This is a genomic window from Frankia sp. Mgl5 (genome assembly GCF_023242985.1).
GTDB lineage: Bacteria > Actinomycetota > Actinomycetes > Frankiales > Frankiaceae > Parafrankia > Parafrankia soli.
Genome location: NZ_JALKFY010000824.1, coordinates 1 through 15,228 on the forward strand (window position 1 = coordinate 1; position 15,228 = coordinate 15,228).

Annotated in this window: 6 protein-coding genes; 2 read left to right on the forward strand and 4 right to left on the reverse strand. The window is 74.8% G+C overall.

The features are described 5' to 3' along the window. Nucleotides 1-619 precede the first annotated feature (619 nt). From MXD62_RS32920 to MXD62_RS32935, 4 genes are all read right to left on the reverse strand, one after another. Nucleotides 620-7,621 (reverse strand): type I polyketide synthase, encoded by a 7,002-nt coding sequence (locus MXD62_RS32920; protein WP_248833256.1) that lies wholly within the window; start codon nucleotides 7,619-7,621, stop codon nucleotides 620-622. 34 nt (nucleotides 7,622-7,655) lie between these two features. Beyond that, complete coding sequence (locus tag MXD62_RS32925) at nucleotides 7,656-9,275, reverse strand: PfaD family polyunsaturated fatty acid/polyketide biosynthesis protein (RefSeq protein ID WP_368862484.1); 1,620 nt, start codon at nucleotides 9,273-9,275, stop codon at nucleotides 7,656-7,658. A gap of 11 nt (nucleotides 9,276-9,286) precedes the next feature. After that, nucleotides 9,287-10,576, reverse strand: coding sequence for an SDR family oxidoreductase (locus tag MXD62_RS32930; protein WP_248833258.1), 1,290 nt, complete (start codon nucleotides 10,574-10,576; stop codon nucleotides 9,287-9,289). A gap of 251 nt (nucleotides 10,577-10,827) precedes the next feature. Further along, a complete protein-coding gene (locus tag MXD62_RS32935) occupies nucleotides 10,828-11,970 on the reverse strand; it encodes a glycerophosphodiester phosphodiesterase (protein ID WP_308301365.1) in 1,143 nt (380 codons plus the stop codon). A 356-nt stretch (nucleotides 11,971-12,326) separates the two neighbouring features. Here MXD62_RS32935 and MXD62_RS32940 point away from each other — a divergent pair, with 356 nt between their 5' ends. Together MXD62_RS32940 and MXD62_RS32945 are read left to right on the forward strand one after the other, a co-directional pair. Continuing rightward, nucleotides 12,327-13,466 carry a hypothetical protein gene (locus MXD62_RS32940; RefSeq protein ID WP_368862483.1) on the forward strand — a complete coding sequence of 380 codons (1,140 nt, stop codon included), beginning with the start codon at nucleotides 12,327-12,329 and terminating at the stop codon, nucleotides 13,464-13,466. Beyond that, complete coding sequence (locus tag MXD62_RS32945) at nucleotides 13,463-15,106, forward strand: VWA domain-containing protein (RefSeq protein ID WP_248833260.1); 1,644 nt, start codon at nucleotides 13,463-13,465, stop codon at nucleotides 15,104-15,106. The genes MXD62_RS32940 and MXD62_RS32945 overlap by 4 nt, the downstream gene beginning before the upstream one ends. Nucleotides 15,107-15,228: the final 122 nt, after the last annotated feature.

The window sequence follows — 15,228 nt, forward strand, 5'->3', positions numbered from 1 at the left end:
GACGCCGGGCCCGACCACCCGGCGCGGTCAGCCACGCCCGCCGCCGACCCAGCCCACACCGGAAATCCTCACCTCAGAGGCGCGCCCCTGCCCCACTGCCGTGAGTCCGTGTTGTGCTGGGGCTCCTCGGTGTAGCAACGACCCGATATGTCGCGGCGGACGGTCGGGTTTGGCATTTATGCAGGTCAGCGGGGTATGTCCTAGACCGTCCGCCGCTTTGGGTTGCTACATAACGATCTTCAAGCGGCCGAATTGATCTCAACGGAGAGGCGAAATGCCTGGTCAGAGGCGGTGGGCAGGGGCGGGGTCGAACCGCCGACCTTCCGCTTTTCAGGCGGCCGGTCGTGCGGGTGGCCGGCGCGGCCGCAGCGGGACAGCCAGTACAGGCCCGCCACGAGCGGCTCATGGCGTCGACGACGGCAACCTCGGCCAGCCGCCGGTCCGCCGGTCCGCCGGTCCTTGCCACCTCCCAAGGAGCGACGGACCGACTACGTGCTCAAGCCCACGCCGAAGCAAGTTGCGACACCAGCGCATGGAGTGGCTGCGACACTCGCATCGGCTCTGTGGGCACGCCGGCCCGGGGCCTGTGCTGGCGCGGGATCCGGGCCGGCGTCGGGGGTCAGCGTGAGCGGGACATGCGGTCGGGGCGCAGGACCAGCTCGACGCCGAGCAGCTCGATGCGCGGCGCGCCGTCGCCGTCGAGGACCGCGACGTCGCAGTGGGTGTGGACGCCGTCGATCCCGCGGGCGTGCACCACCCCGCGCGCCGGCTCGCGCAGCAGGCCGGGCCGGTGGATCCGGCACTCGCGCACGGCGATGGGAATGGCGCCGCCGAGCGCCCGCCACGCCCAGAGGCCGGCGAGCTGCATCCCGCCGTCGAGCGCGGCGACGTCGAAGTACCAGCCGTCGCCGCCCCACGCCAGCTCGTCGACGCCGACCACGGTCCCCTCGGCGCCGTCGGGCGACATGCCCATCAGCCAGGTGATGGCGTGGAAACGCGGGCCGTGGAAGAGCGCGCCCTGGCCGTAGATGCGGTCGCGGTGGCGCGCAGACTCCTCGGGATGGTCCACCAGGCCGGCGGGTGTCGGCCACCGCCCGGCGGACACCGGCGGCGACTGGTCGGGCCCGAACCTGGCGGAGTAGTGCGGCACGCCGCCCTCGCCGTCCACCCGGAGCAGGGTCTCTCCCGGCTGGCGGCCGGGCGCCGCGACGACGGCGAACCGGTGGCCGCCGCGGGCCAGCTCGGGTAGCGCGATCTTGCGCAGGACCCGCAGGTCCCGCAGTGTCACGCCGCCGGCGACGGCGGGGCTCAGCGCGAGCGCGCCGCGGGCCAGCCAGTCGAGCGCCATCGCCAGCGGGAGGACAGCCGTCCCGGCCGGGCTGTGGTCGACGAGCCAGGGCTGCGCGCCGGCGTGCACCGCGAGCTCACCGAGGACGCCCGCGGCCGGGCCCCGCCCGGCCCCGCCGATCACGCTCGCGTCACAGCTGGCGATCATGACGCGAGTGGACCCGGCGGCCGTGGCGGGAGCGCCGTCCGGTGCGCCCGTCAGCTCGTCGGCGAACGCCTGTGCCCCGCGGGGCAACGGGATCGGCGGGATGCCGCGCCGGGTGAACGCCTCGGCGAGCAGGGAGCCGACCATGCCGCCGGCCCACGGTCCCCAGGCGATCGACCGCACCAGGCAGTCGGGATGAGCGGCCTGGTACGCCGAGGCCACGTGGTCGAGGGTCGCGTTGGCCATCGCGTAGTCGCTCTGGCCCGGGTTGCCGAACCAGCCGGCGACCGAGGTGAACAGGCAGAGCAGCCGCAGCGGGTCGCCGGCGAGCTCCTCGAGCAGGACGCGCAGCCCACCGACCTTGGTGTCGAAGACCTGGGCGAAGTCGTCGTCCGTCTTGTCGACGATCAGCCTGTCCGCGAGCGCCCCGGCGCCGTGGACGAGCCCGTGCACGGGACCCCACTCGCGCCGCACCTCGTCGAACGCGGCCGCGACGGCGCCCGCGTCGCGGACATCCAGGCAGTGGTAGCGGACGGGCGCGCCGATCTCGGCCAGCGCCGCGAGCGTGGCCCGGACCTCCCGGACCGCGAGGATCTCGCGGGCCCGCGCCCGCAGCCGCGCCGGGCCGCCCGCGGTGCCCGACACCCGGGCCAGCTCGCGGACAAGTGCCCGTTCGTCGCGCGCCCCCGCCAGCCCCGGCGGCTCGTCGGCCAGCGCCGTCCGGCCCAGCAGGACGAGCCTGGGCCGGTGCCGGCGCGCCAGCTCGACGACGCCGGCGGCCGTCACCCCGCGGGCCCCGCCGGTGACGGTGATCACCGTCTCCGGGCCGATCTCCAGCTCCGTGCGCGCGGCGTCCGCGGGCCGCGACGCGGTGGCCGATCCGGTCCGCGGGCCGGCCCCGCCAGCCGGCCGGGCCGCGTCCGCGGGGAGCACGACCGGTACCAGGCGCGTCCCGTCGCCGCGCAGTGCCACGACGGGCGTGTCGCCGCCGCGGAGCAGTTCGGCGACGACGACGGCGGCGACCGCCGCCGGCGACCGCCCCGCACGCTCGCAGTCGAGGGCCTTCACCGCGACCGACGGCCACTCGGCGGCCGCGGTGGCGGCGAGCGCGGCCAGGCCGCCCAGCCACGCCCGGTCGCCACGCGCCCCGCCGAGCCCGAGATCACCGCCGGTGTCCTGCACCGTGACGAACACGGCCGAGCTTCGGCCGCCCGGGTCGGCGTCCTCGGTGAGGCCGGAGCCCGCGACGGCGCGGGCCCAGTTGAAGGCGTCCCGCTGGACCTCAAGCATGGCGCCGGTGGGAGATCCGTCGGTGGCGGCGGTGTCCGGGCCGGCCAGGCCGCCGAGCAGGACCACGCCGCCGCGGTCGCGGGTGAGAACGGCCGCGGGCCGCCTGCCGACCGCGAGCTCCGCGGCGACGCCCGCTCGGGTGAGCTCGTCCACCAGGGCCGCGCCGACCCCGCTGCCGCCGTCGACGACCGTCAGTGGACGCCCGCGCAGCCCGCGCATGGCCAGGCCGGGTGCCGGCGCCTTCTCGAGGCCGGCGACGAACCTGCTCAGGCGAAAGGGGGCACCACCGGCCGTCCCGGGGGCGGCGGTGGCCAGCTCGGGGCCAGCGCCAGATGAGTCCGGGCCCGCGCCGGGCGAGCCGGGATCGGCGCCCGGCGAGGCGGGGCCGGTGCCGGGTGGCTCCGGGTCGGCGGGTGACTCCGGGTCGGCGCCGGGTGTGTCGCCGCTGCCCGGTGAGCCCAGGCGCTGCCGGATCAGCTCCACGACCTCGCCGAGGGTGCGCAGTGAGGCGAGTTCGGCGATCGCGTCGGTCTCGCTGACGTCGACCGCGACGTCGCCGACCTGCTGACGCAGCGCGGAGAGGATCTCGACCTTCTTGAGCGAGTCGATGCCGAGATCGCCCTCGAGCTCCATGTCGATGTTGAGGACTTCCTTCGGGTAGCCCGTGCGCTCCGAGACCACGTCGAACAGAAGGTCCGTCACCTCCTCCGGGGTCATCCCGGCCGGCGCCGGCCCGCCCTCGGGTTCCGCCGCGGGCCCAGGCCCAGTAGCCGGTGCGGTCGGGGCGGCACCTGCCGGTTCCGCCGGTGCAGGACCGCCAGTCGGTGCGGGCGTGGCGAGTGCCGGTTCCGCCGGCACCGTCGGTGCCGGCCCGCCCGCGGTCGGGGTCGGCGGTACGGCCGTAGCCCAGCCCCCTGTCTCCGCCGGCGCCGGCGTGGCCGGTGCTGGCGGCGGTGTCGGCATGGGCGGCGGAGCCGGCGTGGGCGGCGGAGCCGTGACGGCGAAGGCGGCGGCCGTGGAGGGGCCGCGCGGCGCGGCAGAGGGTGGCGCGACAGTGTGCGGCGCGGAGGACTCGGCCGGTCCGAAGCTCACGCCGTCCACGACCCGCGGCTGGCTGTGGGGGCCGTCGGTGGGCGGTGCGCCGGCCAGCCAGGAGCACACCGCGCCGGTCACGCGCAGAAACTCCAGGTGCGCCTCGGTCATGAGCTGCTGGTAGGCGGTGTGGGCCGCCGCGGTCTGCCGGTGGGTCTGCTCGACCGCCTCCGGCCACCCGGGCGCCAGCCGGAGCGGGGGCTGCTCCCCCGGACCGGCGGCCAGGGCCGGCGGAGCCGCCGATCCCAGTGCCGATGTCGGGCCCGGTGTCGGACCCGGACCCAGTGCCGGTGGCGGTGGCGGTGCCGACTCCGGTGCCGGTGCCGGACTCGGGAAGGGGGCCGCACTCATCACTCCGGGCGTGTCGCCATCGGGTGGCGCCATTGCCTCGGCAACCTCCGCTCCCCCACCCGCCGCACTCCGGCCCGCGGTGTCCGCACCGTTCACAGCCCCGGGATCGACCCCGGCCCCGGCCCTGGCGTCCGCCTCCGGGTGCACCCCGGTCGGCCCGGTCTCGGCCGCCAGCCCGGTCTCAACCGTCGGCGGCGCGGGCTCGGTCGCCGGTGCCGGAGCGGCGGAGGTCACGTGCCCGTTGGAACGGACGTTCGGGGGCTCGGTGCCGGGCTCGTTCCAGACGAAGCCGTTGGACGAGCGGGCGTCCCCGGACGTCTCCTGGACGGCCGGGGTGGCCAGCAGCTCGGGCGACGGGTAGTAGCGCCCGTAGTTCGACCCGTCGATCTTCACGGTCATCACCGGCTCCCGTCGCTCGGGTGCGCCCCGGGCCGCCCAGAGGCGGTCGAGGTCGAGATCCAGGCCCAGGACGGCCAGCCGTCCCAGCGCCGACATCAGCGTCGCGTCGCCGTCCTGGCCGTGGCGTTCCAGGCTGGTCGCCGCGTGCTCCCGGCCGTCGAGGATCTGGTCGACCAGGCCGGTGAGCGTGCCGCCGGGGCCGACCTCGACGAACGTCCGGATGCCGTCGGCGTACATGGCCTCGATCTGGTCGACGAACCGGACCGGGGTGGTGAGCTGGTCGATGATGCGCTCGCGGACGGCCCACGGGTCGCTCGGGTAGGGACGTCCATCGGCGCCGGCGTAGACGCCGAACCGGGGGGCCCGGATCTCGAGGTCGTCGACGAAGCGGCGCAGCGGGTCCCGCGCGCCGTCGAGCAGGGGACTGTGGAAGCCGGCGGCGGTGTCGAGGCGGCGGGTGGTGATCCCGGCGGCCGCCAGCCGCCGGGCGGCGGCCACCACGCCGTCCGCCGTGCCGGAGAGGACGACCTGACGCGGCGCGTTCAGATTGGTCATCCAGACGTCCCGGCCCAGCTCACCCTGGGCTGCCTCCCCGGCCCCGGGCTCGGCCCCGGGTGCGCCTAGGGCAGCTGTGACCTCGGTGGGCGTTGCCACAGCGGCGAGCATTCCGCCGGGTGCCGTGGCTGCGGCGTCGCGGACGAGCTCGCCCCGGCGGCGCGCGAGCGCGACCAGGGACGTGGCGTCCAGAACGCCGGCGGCGCACAGCGCGGCCAGCTCGCCGAAGCTGTGCCCGGCGGCGGCGCGGGGCCGTACGCCGACGTCGGTGAGGGCCGCGAGCAGCGCGAGCTCGTGCACCGCGAGTGCCGGCTGCGCCCATTCGGACGCGGTGAGCGCGTCGCGCTGGGCGGCCTGCTCCGCCTCGCTGAACACCGGCGGTGGGAACACCATGTCGGCGACGGTGCCTCCGGCGGCAGCGCCCCCGGCGGCAGCGCCGTCACCGAGCCGCAGGACGCCGAAGCGGTCCCACACCCGGCGGGCGGCGGGATGGCGTAGTGCCAGGTCCCGGCCCATCCCGAGATACTGGCTGCCCTGCCCGGGGAAGAGGAACGCCAGCCGGTCGCCGGCGTCGTCGGCGGGCCGGCCCGCGTCGACCTGGTAGTGGACGCCGACGGGATTCGTGAACGACTCGTCCGGGCGCCGCGCCACCAGGGCGGCCGCCTGGTCGAGCCGAGCCGCGAGCTGCCTGGTGCCGGCGGCCGCGACGGCGAGCCGGACCGGCTGACCGGGGTCGAAGCGGTGCTGGCTGGCCCAGGCGAGCGCCGCCGTGCGGCCGGAGTCGAGGGACCGGTCGTCCTCGTCGGGCAGGTCGACCGAGCGCAGCGCGTCGAGGATCTCCTGCGCGGTCGCACCGCTGAACAGCACCAGCTCGCTGCCCGCCGCCGCCGGTCCGGCCGCCTCGACGGGCCCGGCGCCGTTCAGCGCCGCACCGGTCGAGACGGACCCGGTCGAGACGGACCCGGTCGCGACGGACCGCGTCAGTGCCCCGGCGGCCGGCGGCGAGCCGGCCATCACCGGGGCCGGGGAGTGCGGGGCCTCCTCCAGCGCGATGTGGAAGTTGATCCCACCGAACCCGAAGCTGGAGACCGAAGCCCGGCGCGGATGATCCGCGGGCTCGGCCCACGGACGTCCCACCGTGTTCAGGTAGAACGGGCTGGTCTCCAGGCCCAGGTCCGGGTTCGGCTCGGTCACCTTGATCGTCGGGGGCAGGGCGTGGTGGTGCAGCGCGAGGACCGCCTTGAGCAGGCCGGCCGCGCCGGCCGCCGACTTGGTGTGCCCGACCTGCGATTTCACCGAGCCGAGCGCGCACCAGCGGTGGTCGCCGCGGCGGGCGTCCCCGAAGACCTCGGTCAGCGCGGTGACCTCCGTGCGGTCGCCGACGACGGTGCCCGTGCCGTGCGCCTCGAGGAGCTCGACGGTCGCGGGGCTGTAGCCGGCGTCGAGGTAGGAGGCGTGCAGCGCGCGGATCTGGCCGCCCGGTGTCGGTGCGTAGATCGCGGAGCCGTGGCCGTCCGAGGACGCGCCGATGCCCCTGATCACCGCGTAGATCCGGTCGCCGTCGCGCTGGGCGTCGGCGAGCCGCTTGAGCGCGACCATCGCCACGCCTTCGCCGAGCAGCGTGCCGTCGGCGTCAGCGGCGAAGGGACGGCAGTCCTGGGTGGGCGAGAGCGCGGGCGTCCGGCAGAAGCTGACGAAGGTGCACGGGTTGTTCAGGGCGTCGACGCCACCCGAAATGATCATGTCGGCGCGGCCGAGGGCGAGCTCGTTGACCGCGGCGGAGACGGCCGCGAGCGAACTGGCGCAGGCGGCGTCCACCGTGTAGTTCACGCCGTGCAGGTCGAGCCGGTTGGCGACCCGCCCGGCGACGATGTTGCCCAGGCCGCCGGGCAGCGTCGCCTCCTGCCAGCGCGGATAGTCCTTCATCATGTAGTCGCAGATGTGGTCCGCGTCCGGGTGGGAGAAGCCGAGGTCGCGCAGCGAGCGGTACCACATCGGCCGGCCGAGCCGGATGTAGATCTCGCTGAGGAGCTCGAGGTTGCCGCTGCCGAGGATGATCCCGAACCGGCCGCGGTCCGCCTGCTCGTAGCGGTCGCCGAGGGCGTCGCGCAGCGTCTGGTCGGCCACCTTGAGCGCGAACAGCTGGGCGGTGTCGGTGGCGGGGATGATGCTCGGCGGGATGCCGAACTCGGTCGGGTCGAAGTCGACGAGCGGCAGGAAGGAGCCGCGGCGCACGTAGGTCTTGTCGAGCACGGACGGATCGGGGTCGAAGTAGTCCTCGGGGAGCCAGTGGGAGCGCGGGACGTCGGTGATCAGGTCCTCGCCGCGCAGGATCGAGTCCCAGAACCCGGGCGCGTCGGTCGAGCCCGGCATGATCGCGCCGACGCCGACGACGGCCACAGGCACCTGCGGCGACGTCCGCGCCGCGGTGATGGTTGTCATGTCTGGTGTGCTCCTCTCGTCGCGGGCGCGAGGCTCAGCTGGGCTCGGGCGCGAGGCGCCGCGGCGGGAACACCGGCTCGCCCACCGGCAGCCCGCAGGTGCGGAACTGGTGGGCCCGGGTCACCACCGCGGCGCCTTCCAGCAGGTTCAGCGCGATCTGCACGACCGTGCGGTTGGCGGGCTCGGCGAGGAAGCTGCCGGCGACCCAGCGGTTGAACGCCCCCATCGCCGGGCCGCACCAGATCTGGTAGTCGGTGCGCCGGCTGCCGTCCCCGGCCAGCGCCCACCGGCCCGAGTTGCCCAGGTACCAGCGGAACACCAGCGCCATCCGGTGTTTGGGGTCGCGCCGCGCGCGGTCGACCTGGCCGGGGTCGCGGGTCTGCCAGTACTCGGCCGTGCACCGCCAGACGTCGTCCAGCGCCATGCCGAAGACGTCCCGTTCGAGCTTCGCCCGCTCGGCGCCGACGATGTCGTCGAGGCCCGCATGCCGGCGGTACGCCTCGTAGAGGGTGCCCGCCCGGTTGGCGAACATGGTGCCCCGGTGCAGGACCTGTACCTTCGCCCCGAGCTCGAACATGTCGGCCGCGGGCGCCATCGCCACGTCGGCGATGTCCGCGCCGGCCAGCATCGCCTTGGCGTCGTCGGACTGCCCCGACTCGACGCTGAGCTGATTGACCGACCCGGTCAACACGTAGGCGGCGCCGAGCGCGAACGCCCCCGCGACGCCCCGCGGCGTGCCCAGGCCACCGGCCGCGCCGATCCGGGGGGCGGTGCGCAGCCCGAACCGCTCGACCACCCTGTCCCGCGCGGCCTGCACCGCCGGCAGCAGCACGGCCAGCGGACGTCTGTCGGTGTGCCCGGCGCTGTCGGCCTCGACGGTGATGTCCTCGGCAACGGGCAGCCCGGCCGCGAGCTCGGCCTCCTCGGCGCTGAGCTGGCCGGCGTCCACCAGGGCACGCAGCAGCGGGGCGGGCGGCGGCGACATGAACAGCTCGGCGACCTCCGGGCGGGAGATCTTCGCGAAGACCCTCGTCCGGCGCACGACGCCGCCGTCGGGCGCGCGCCGCAGCCCGGCCGCCGCGCACCGCACCACCGCCGGGGTGAGGGTCATGAACGCCGACGCCGACACGCACGGGACGCCGTGGCGCAGCAGCATCTCGGCGGTGCCGTTCTCCAGGCGTGCGTCGCCCGGGGAGTGCAGCAGGTTGACACCCCAGTTGGGACGGCCGCCGAGCGCGCGGGCCAGGGTGGTCACCGCCTGCTCGACCCGGCCGAGGGGCAGGCCGCCGGAACCGAAGAAGCCGAGCATGCCCGCCCGCGCCATGGCGATCACCAGGTCGGTGGTGGCGATGCCGGTCGCCATCTCGCCCGCGATGTAGGGGAAGCGGACCTGGTGCGCCCGGGTGAACGCCCGGTCACCGAGCCACTCCGGGTACACCGGCGGCAGCATCCCGACGACCGTGGACGTGGCCGGTCCCCCGCCGGCGACCTGGCCACCCAGCCCGGCGCCGAGCCCGCGGCCCGGCACCGACAGCACGTGCACGGGCTGCCGGATCTGGCGGGCGCAGGCGAGCAGCCCCGGCCGGTCGAACGCGGCCGGGTACGGGCCCGGGATCCAGACCAGCTCGGCCTCGGCCGGCGCGACCACGGTCATCGGGACGGCGGTCATCGGGACGTCCTCGTGACCGGCTCGCGGACGGACCGCCGCTCGCGTTCCCGACGGGCCCGGTCCAGTGCCTCGAGCCCGTCGCCGGTCGCGGTGGACGGCCGGGCGTCGGCCAGCTCGGGCTCGATCAGGTCACCGACACCGAGGGCGGCGAGCAGGTAGTCGCGGTCGATCCGACGCCCACACGGGCGCTCGCCCAGGACGGTGCGGGCCCGGGTGTCGTCGAAGGTGTGCCGGTGCCGCAGATAGGAGGAGAAACCGGGCAGCAGGTCGACCATCCGCTCGACGCGCGTCTGGTCCGCGGGCGGCTCCGGGACGGCGACCAGGTGCGCTGGGAAGAAGCCCTCGAACAGGTCGATGATCTCCGGCAGCGTGACCTCGGTGTCGCCGACGATGTGGTAGGTCGCGACGGCGGCGGGCTGCGCGACGGCGGCGGGCTGCGCGTGGTCGGCGATCCGCACCATGTCACGGGCCGCGTCCTCCACCGCCATCACGTTGAGCCGCGCCAGCGGGTCACCGACCACCCGCACGGTCGGGCGCGGGGCGCCGTCCAGCTCCTCGGGGGTGAGCGTGACCTCGGCGGCCATCGAGACGATCATCATGACGGCCCGCGCGACCACGTCCAGGGTGTGCGGCGGGAGATCGGGGCTCGGCGGGAGGTCGGTGAGCAGCAGGCTCGGGCGGAACACCACCGCCGGCCGGCCGTGCCGGGCCGCCCACTCCCGCACGAGGACCTCGCCGTCGTGCTTCGACCGCTCGTAGGCGTTCTCGAAGCCCTCCGACGCGTCCAGGTCGTCCTCGTAGACGACCCGGGCGGACCGCGCACCGGCCACGAAGGCGGTGCTGACGTGGAACAGCGACGGGCGGTGCGGGCCGGCGGTGACCAGGTCCAGCACGTGCCGGGTGCCGTCGACGTTGGCGCGGTGCAACTGGCCGGGATCGCCGGCGAGCGCGGTGTCCGCCGCGCTGTGCCACACCGCGTGGACGTCCTCGGCCAGCTCGCGGAACGCCCGGGCGTCGAGTCCGAGCGCGGGCTGCGCGACGTCGACCTCGACGACCCGGATCCGGCGCGGGAGGTCGGCGAGCAGCGCCGGGCCGGCGCCGGTCGCGGCGAGGAAGCGCCGGACCCGGTCGAGCGCGTCAGGCGAGCCGGCGTGCGCGAGCAGGATCAGCCGGCGCCCCCGATCGAGCAGCTCGCGGACGAGGCGCACGCCGAGGAAGCCGGTACCTCCCGTGATCGCCACCTCGCCGCCCACCGCTTCCGGGACCGCGCCGCCGATCACTTCCATACCGGTCACCCCCTGCCGGTTGACCACCCGACGGGCACCGGGTCATCGACCGACCCGCCCCGTCGTCCAAAGGAACCGTCACGTACCGCTGCGTGTGCCGGTACGAGCAGTACCCACGCGGGCCTCGTCCGTACCCGCGTGGGCGGAAGGGGTCGTTCGCCCGCGAGATGATTCGCCCGCGCGGGGTGATTCGCCCGCGCGGGGTGATTCGCCCGCGCGGGCCGGTGGTGGCAGGAGGAGTCAGTGCGTGGTCAGCGGCGCGCCGCCTCGGCGCGGGCGACGACGCCGACGTCCGCCTGGTCGGTGAACAGCCCGTCGATGCCCGCTCGCAGGTAGGTCACCTGCTCGTCGATGCCCCGGCCGAAGTCGCTCGGGCTGGTGCCCCGCCGCAGCTCCCCCGGCAGGAACGAGTTCTCGGCGCGGAACGTGTACGGGTGCACCAGCAGGCCGGCGGCGTGCGCGTTCGCGACGAGCGGTGTCGGCGCGCCGAGTTTCCCGTCGGTGCCGACCGGGATGACCTGGCCCTTCTCCGGCCCGATGCCGTTGGCGTAGGCCGCGATCGCCTTCAGGCCGGCGGGCGTCACCAGGTCGGCGTACGTCCGCGGGTCACCGGCGGCGACGAGGTCGTAGGGCGCCCCGCTCGCGCTCAGCAGCTGGACGGCGGACGTCCGCAGCCCGAGGCGGCGCAGCTCCCCCAGGTTCGTCGTCTCGAAGGACTGGACGAACACCGGAGCGTTGCGCGTGTTCAGGCCGTAGCGGTTCAGCAGGTCCAGCAGCCGCTTCTCCAGCGGGAGACCGGCCTTCTGGAAGTAGGTGGGGTGCTTGGTCTCCGGGTAGACACCGATCTCGCGGCCGAGCTCCGCCGAGAGCCGCTTACGCAGGTCGAGAACCTCGATGAGGGTGGGGATCTCGAACCGCCCGTCGTACATCGTGTTCTCCTGCCGGATCTCCGGCAACCGCTCCTTGGCCCGCAGCGTCTTGAGCTCGGCGAGCGTGAAGTCCTCGGTGAACCAGCCGGTGACCGGGATGCCGTCGAGCGTCTTCGTGGCCTTGCGGGCGGCGAACTCGGGGCGGTCGGCGACGTTCGTCGTGCCGCCGATCTCCGGCTCGTGCCGGCAGACGAGCTGGCCGTCCTTCGTCGCGACGAGGTCCGGCTCGACGAAGTCGGCGCCCAGGCGGGCGGCGAGCTCGTAGGAGGCCAGGGTGTGCTCGGGCCGGTAGCCCGAGGCGCCGCGGTGCCCGATCACCAGGATCCGGTTTCCCCGGCCCTGAGCCGCCGCGGACGGTGCCGCCGCCGGCGCGGCCACCGCCACCGCCGCCGCTGACGCGGCCGGCGCCGCGGCCGCGACCAGCGGCGCGGCGGCGAGCCCGGCGATGAGACCACGCCGGCCCACGCCGCGCCGGCCGTTCCCGGCGCTCGTGCCCGTCCCAGCGCTCGTGCCTGTCCCAGCGCTCGTGCCTGTCCCAGTGCTCGTGCCGGGCCCGTCCGGGCCGGGGAGATCCACCCCGCGAGACGCCACAGATCCTCCAACGCGGCGGCGGCGGCTCTCGCCGACGGCGCGTGCACTCAGCGAAGCAATCACCGCGAACGGCGGCATAGATCGAACATTGACCGGCGTGGTCGAACTCCGGTCCAGCCCGCGAACCATCGGGGTGGGTCAGGCCACGCGAGGGCGACATTCTGGTGAACTCCCGGTGCCATGTCGCACGAACGACACGGCCGCGCCGCCTGATCCGTGACGATCACCCCGTGCGCCCGATCCGTGACGATCACCCCGTGCGCCCGGCCCGCGTTCTCGGAATCGCGCTCGCCGTGCTGCTACTGCTGGCGGGGGTCGTCGTGCTCGCCGTCGTGCCGCGGCTCGGCGGGTCCGGCGGCGAGCTCACCACCGTCCGTGCCCTGGTGGGATCGGAGAAGCGGTCATTCCTGAACGATCCCGACGTCACCAAGGCTCTCGCCGACGCCGGGTACCGGCTCGAGGTCGACGTCGCCGGCAGCCGGGACATCGCCACCAACCGGGACCTGACCGGCTACGACCTCGTCTTCCCCGCCAACACCCCGCAGGCCGACCGCATCCGCCGCGACCACGGCGTCACCCGGTCCAGCATGCCGTTCTCCTCGCCGATGGCGATCGCGACGTTCCGGCCGATCGCCGACCTGCTGACCCGCGCCGGGGTGGTGCGGGCCGAAGGCGGCACGTCCTACTTCGACATGCGCGCCTACCTGGATCTGGTGGCCGCGGGAACCCGCTGGTCCGACCTGCCGGGCGCCGACGCCGTCTACCGGACGGACCGCTCGGTGCTCATCGGGTCGACGGACGTCCGCACGTCGAACTCGGCCGCGCTCTACCTCGCACTCGTCTCCTACGTCGCGAACGGCGACGAGGTCGTCACCGACGCGCGCACCGCCGACCGGATGGCGGATCTCGCCGCCGGCCTGTTCCTGCGCCAGGGCTACCTGGACGCGACGACCGCCGAGCCGTTCGACGACTTCCTCTCCATCGGGATGGGCAAGGCCCCGCTCGTGATGATCTACGAGGCGCAGTTCCTGGAACGGGTCCGGGCCGCGGACGGCTCGATCACCCCGGACATGCGTCTTCTCTATCCCACCCCGACGATCTACGCCCGGCACACGGTCGTCCCGCTCACCGACGCCGGGAACGCGGTCGGGACGCTGCTCGCCACCGACCCCGAGCTGACCCGGCTGGCCGTCCGGCACGGGTTCCGGCCGAGCGACCCCGCCGCCGCCGGCGCGGAGCGCGAACAGCGTGCCTCGAGCGCGGCGACCGGCCCCGCCGAGCTCGTCGACGTCGTCGAGCCACCCAGTCAGGAGATCTCCGAACGCATGATCGACCGCATCGAGGCCCGGTACGAGGAGGGGGCCGGATGATCCAGCGGGGCCGGATCATCCGGCGGGCCGCAGCCGGGCTGGCCGCACTGCTCGTGGCCGGGACGATCGCCACCGCCTGCTCGGATGGCGGTGACGGCGGTGACCCACCGCCGGGACGTCCCGGCGGCGCCCCCGGGGCGCTGCGGGTGCTCGCGGGCTCGGAGCTGCGCGATCTCGAACCGCTGCTCGACGAGTTCAACGAGCAGACCGGCATCGAGGTCACGATGGAGTACACCGGAACCCTTGACGGCGTCGACCGGATCGCCGCGCGCGACCCGGCGGTCGACGCGGCCTGGTTCGCCTCCGACCGGTACCTGCGGCTGGCCCCCGAGGGCAGGAACGCGGTCATCGACCGCACGACGACGATGATGTCCCCGGTGGTCATCGGCGTGCGCCCCGAGCTGGCGCGCCGCTTCGGCTGGGTCGGGAACCAGTCCGTCACCTGGGCCGACGTCGCCGCCAGGGTCTCGTCGGGCGAGCTGACCTACGCGATGACGAACCCGTCGGCGTCGAACTCGGGCTTCTCCGCCCTCGTCGGCGTCGCCGCCGCGCTCGCCGGCACGTCCGACGCGCTGACCCTGGACGACATCCGCCCGGCGGAGCTCACCGCGTTCTTCGGCGGCCAGGTGCTCACCGCCGGCAGCTCCGCCTGGCTGACGGACGCCTTCGCGACCACCGGCGCACAGGCCGGGAGCCAGATCGGGGGAATGATCAACTACGAGTCGGAGCTGCTGACACTGAACGCCGGCCGGCTGCGCTCGACGCCGCTCACCCTCGTCTACCCACGGGACGGGATCATCACCGCCGACTACCCGCTGCAGCTGCTGCGCGGCGAGCGGCGCACCGAGTACGAGCGGCTGGCCGGCTGGCTGCGCACGCCGGAGATACAGCGGCGCATCACCGCGCTGACCCACCGCCGCCCCGTGACACCGGGAGTACGCGTCGACCCGGCCCCGTGGCCGGTGCGTGACCTTCCCGCCGAGCTGCCGTTCCCGGCGACCCGCGCCGTCGCCGACCACCTGCTGAGCTCCTACCTGGACGAGTACCGCCGCCCCAGCCACGCGATCTTCGTCCTGGACGTCTCACCGTCCATGGAGGGCGAACGACTGGCGCTGCTGCGCACCACCCTCAAGGGGCTCGCCGGGACGGACGACAGCCTCTCCGGGCGGTTCACCCGGTTCCGCGGCCGCGAACGCGTCACCCTGATCACGTTCAGCGGCGCCGTGCACGACACCCTCGAGTTCACCGTCGACGACCCCGAGCCGGGTTCGGCCGGCCTGACGGCGATCTCCGCCGCGGCCGACGGGCTGGCCCTGGGCTCCGGCACGGCGATCTACACCGCGATGACCTCGGCCTACTCCTACGCCGAGACCGCGGTGCGCCGCGAACCGGACTTCCTGACCTCGATCGTGCTGATGACCGACGGGGAGAACAACCAGGGGGTCGACGCGGACGCCTTCCGCTCCTCCTATACGGCCCTGCCCGGGGCGGCACGGGCGGTGCGGACGTTCACCGTGGTGTTCGGCGACGCCCGGGTCGAGGAGATGCGCGACATCGCGCAGTGGACCGGCGGCGAGATGTTCGACGCGCGGTCGTCGTCGCTGCCCGAGGCGTTCCGCGAGATCCGGGGGTACCAGTAGCGGCGCCCCGGGGGCGGCCCCGTACCGCGTCCACGCGGACTTCAGCGAAGGCCGGCTGATTGTTCCGGCCCGCCTGCGCTTCGGCGGGTGGTCGCCGACGGGATGTCGCCTGCGCCGATCCG

Coding starts and splice junctions, on each gene's coding strand:
- MXD62_RS32930 (WP_248833258.1), bottom strand. CDS start 10,576: ATGGAAGTGATCGGCGGCGCGGTCCCGGAAGCGGTGGGCGGCGAGGTG.
- MXD62_RS32945 (WP_248833260.1), top strand. CDS start 13,463: ATGATCCAGCGGGGCCGGATCATCCGGCGGGCCGCAGCCGGGCTGGCC.
- MXD62_RS32920 (WP_248833256.1), bottom strand. CDS start 7,621: ATGACAACCATCACCGCGGCGCGGACGTCGCCGCAGGTGCCTGTGGCC.
- MXD62_RS32925 (WP_368862484.1), bottom strand. CDS start 9,275: ATGACCGTGGTCGCGCCGGCCGAGGCCGAGCTGGTCTGGATCCCGGGC.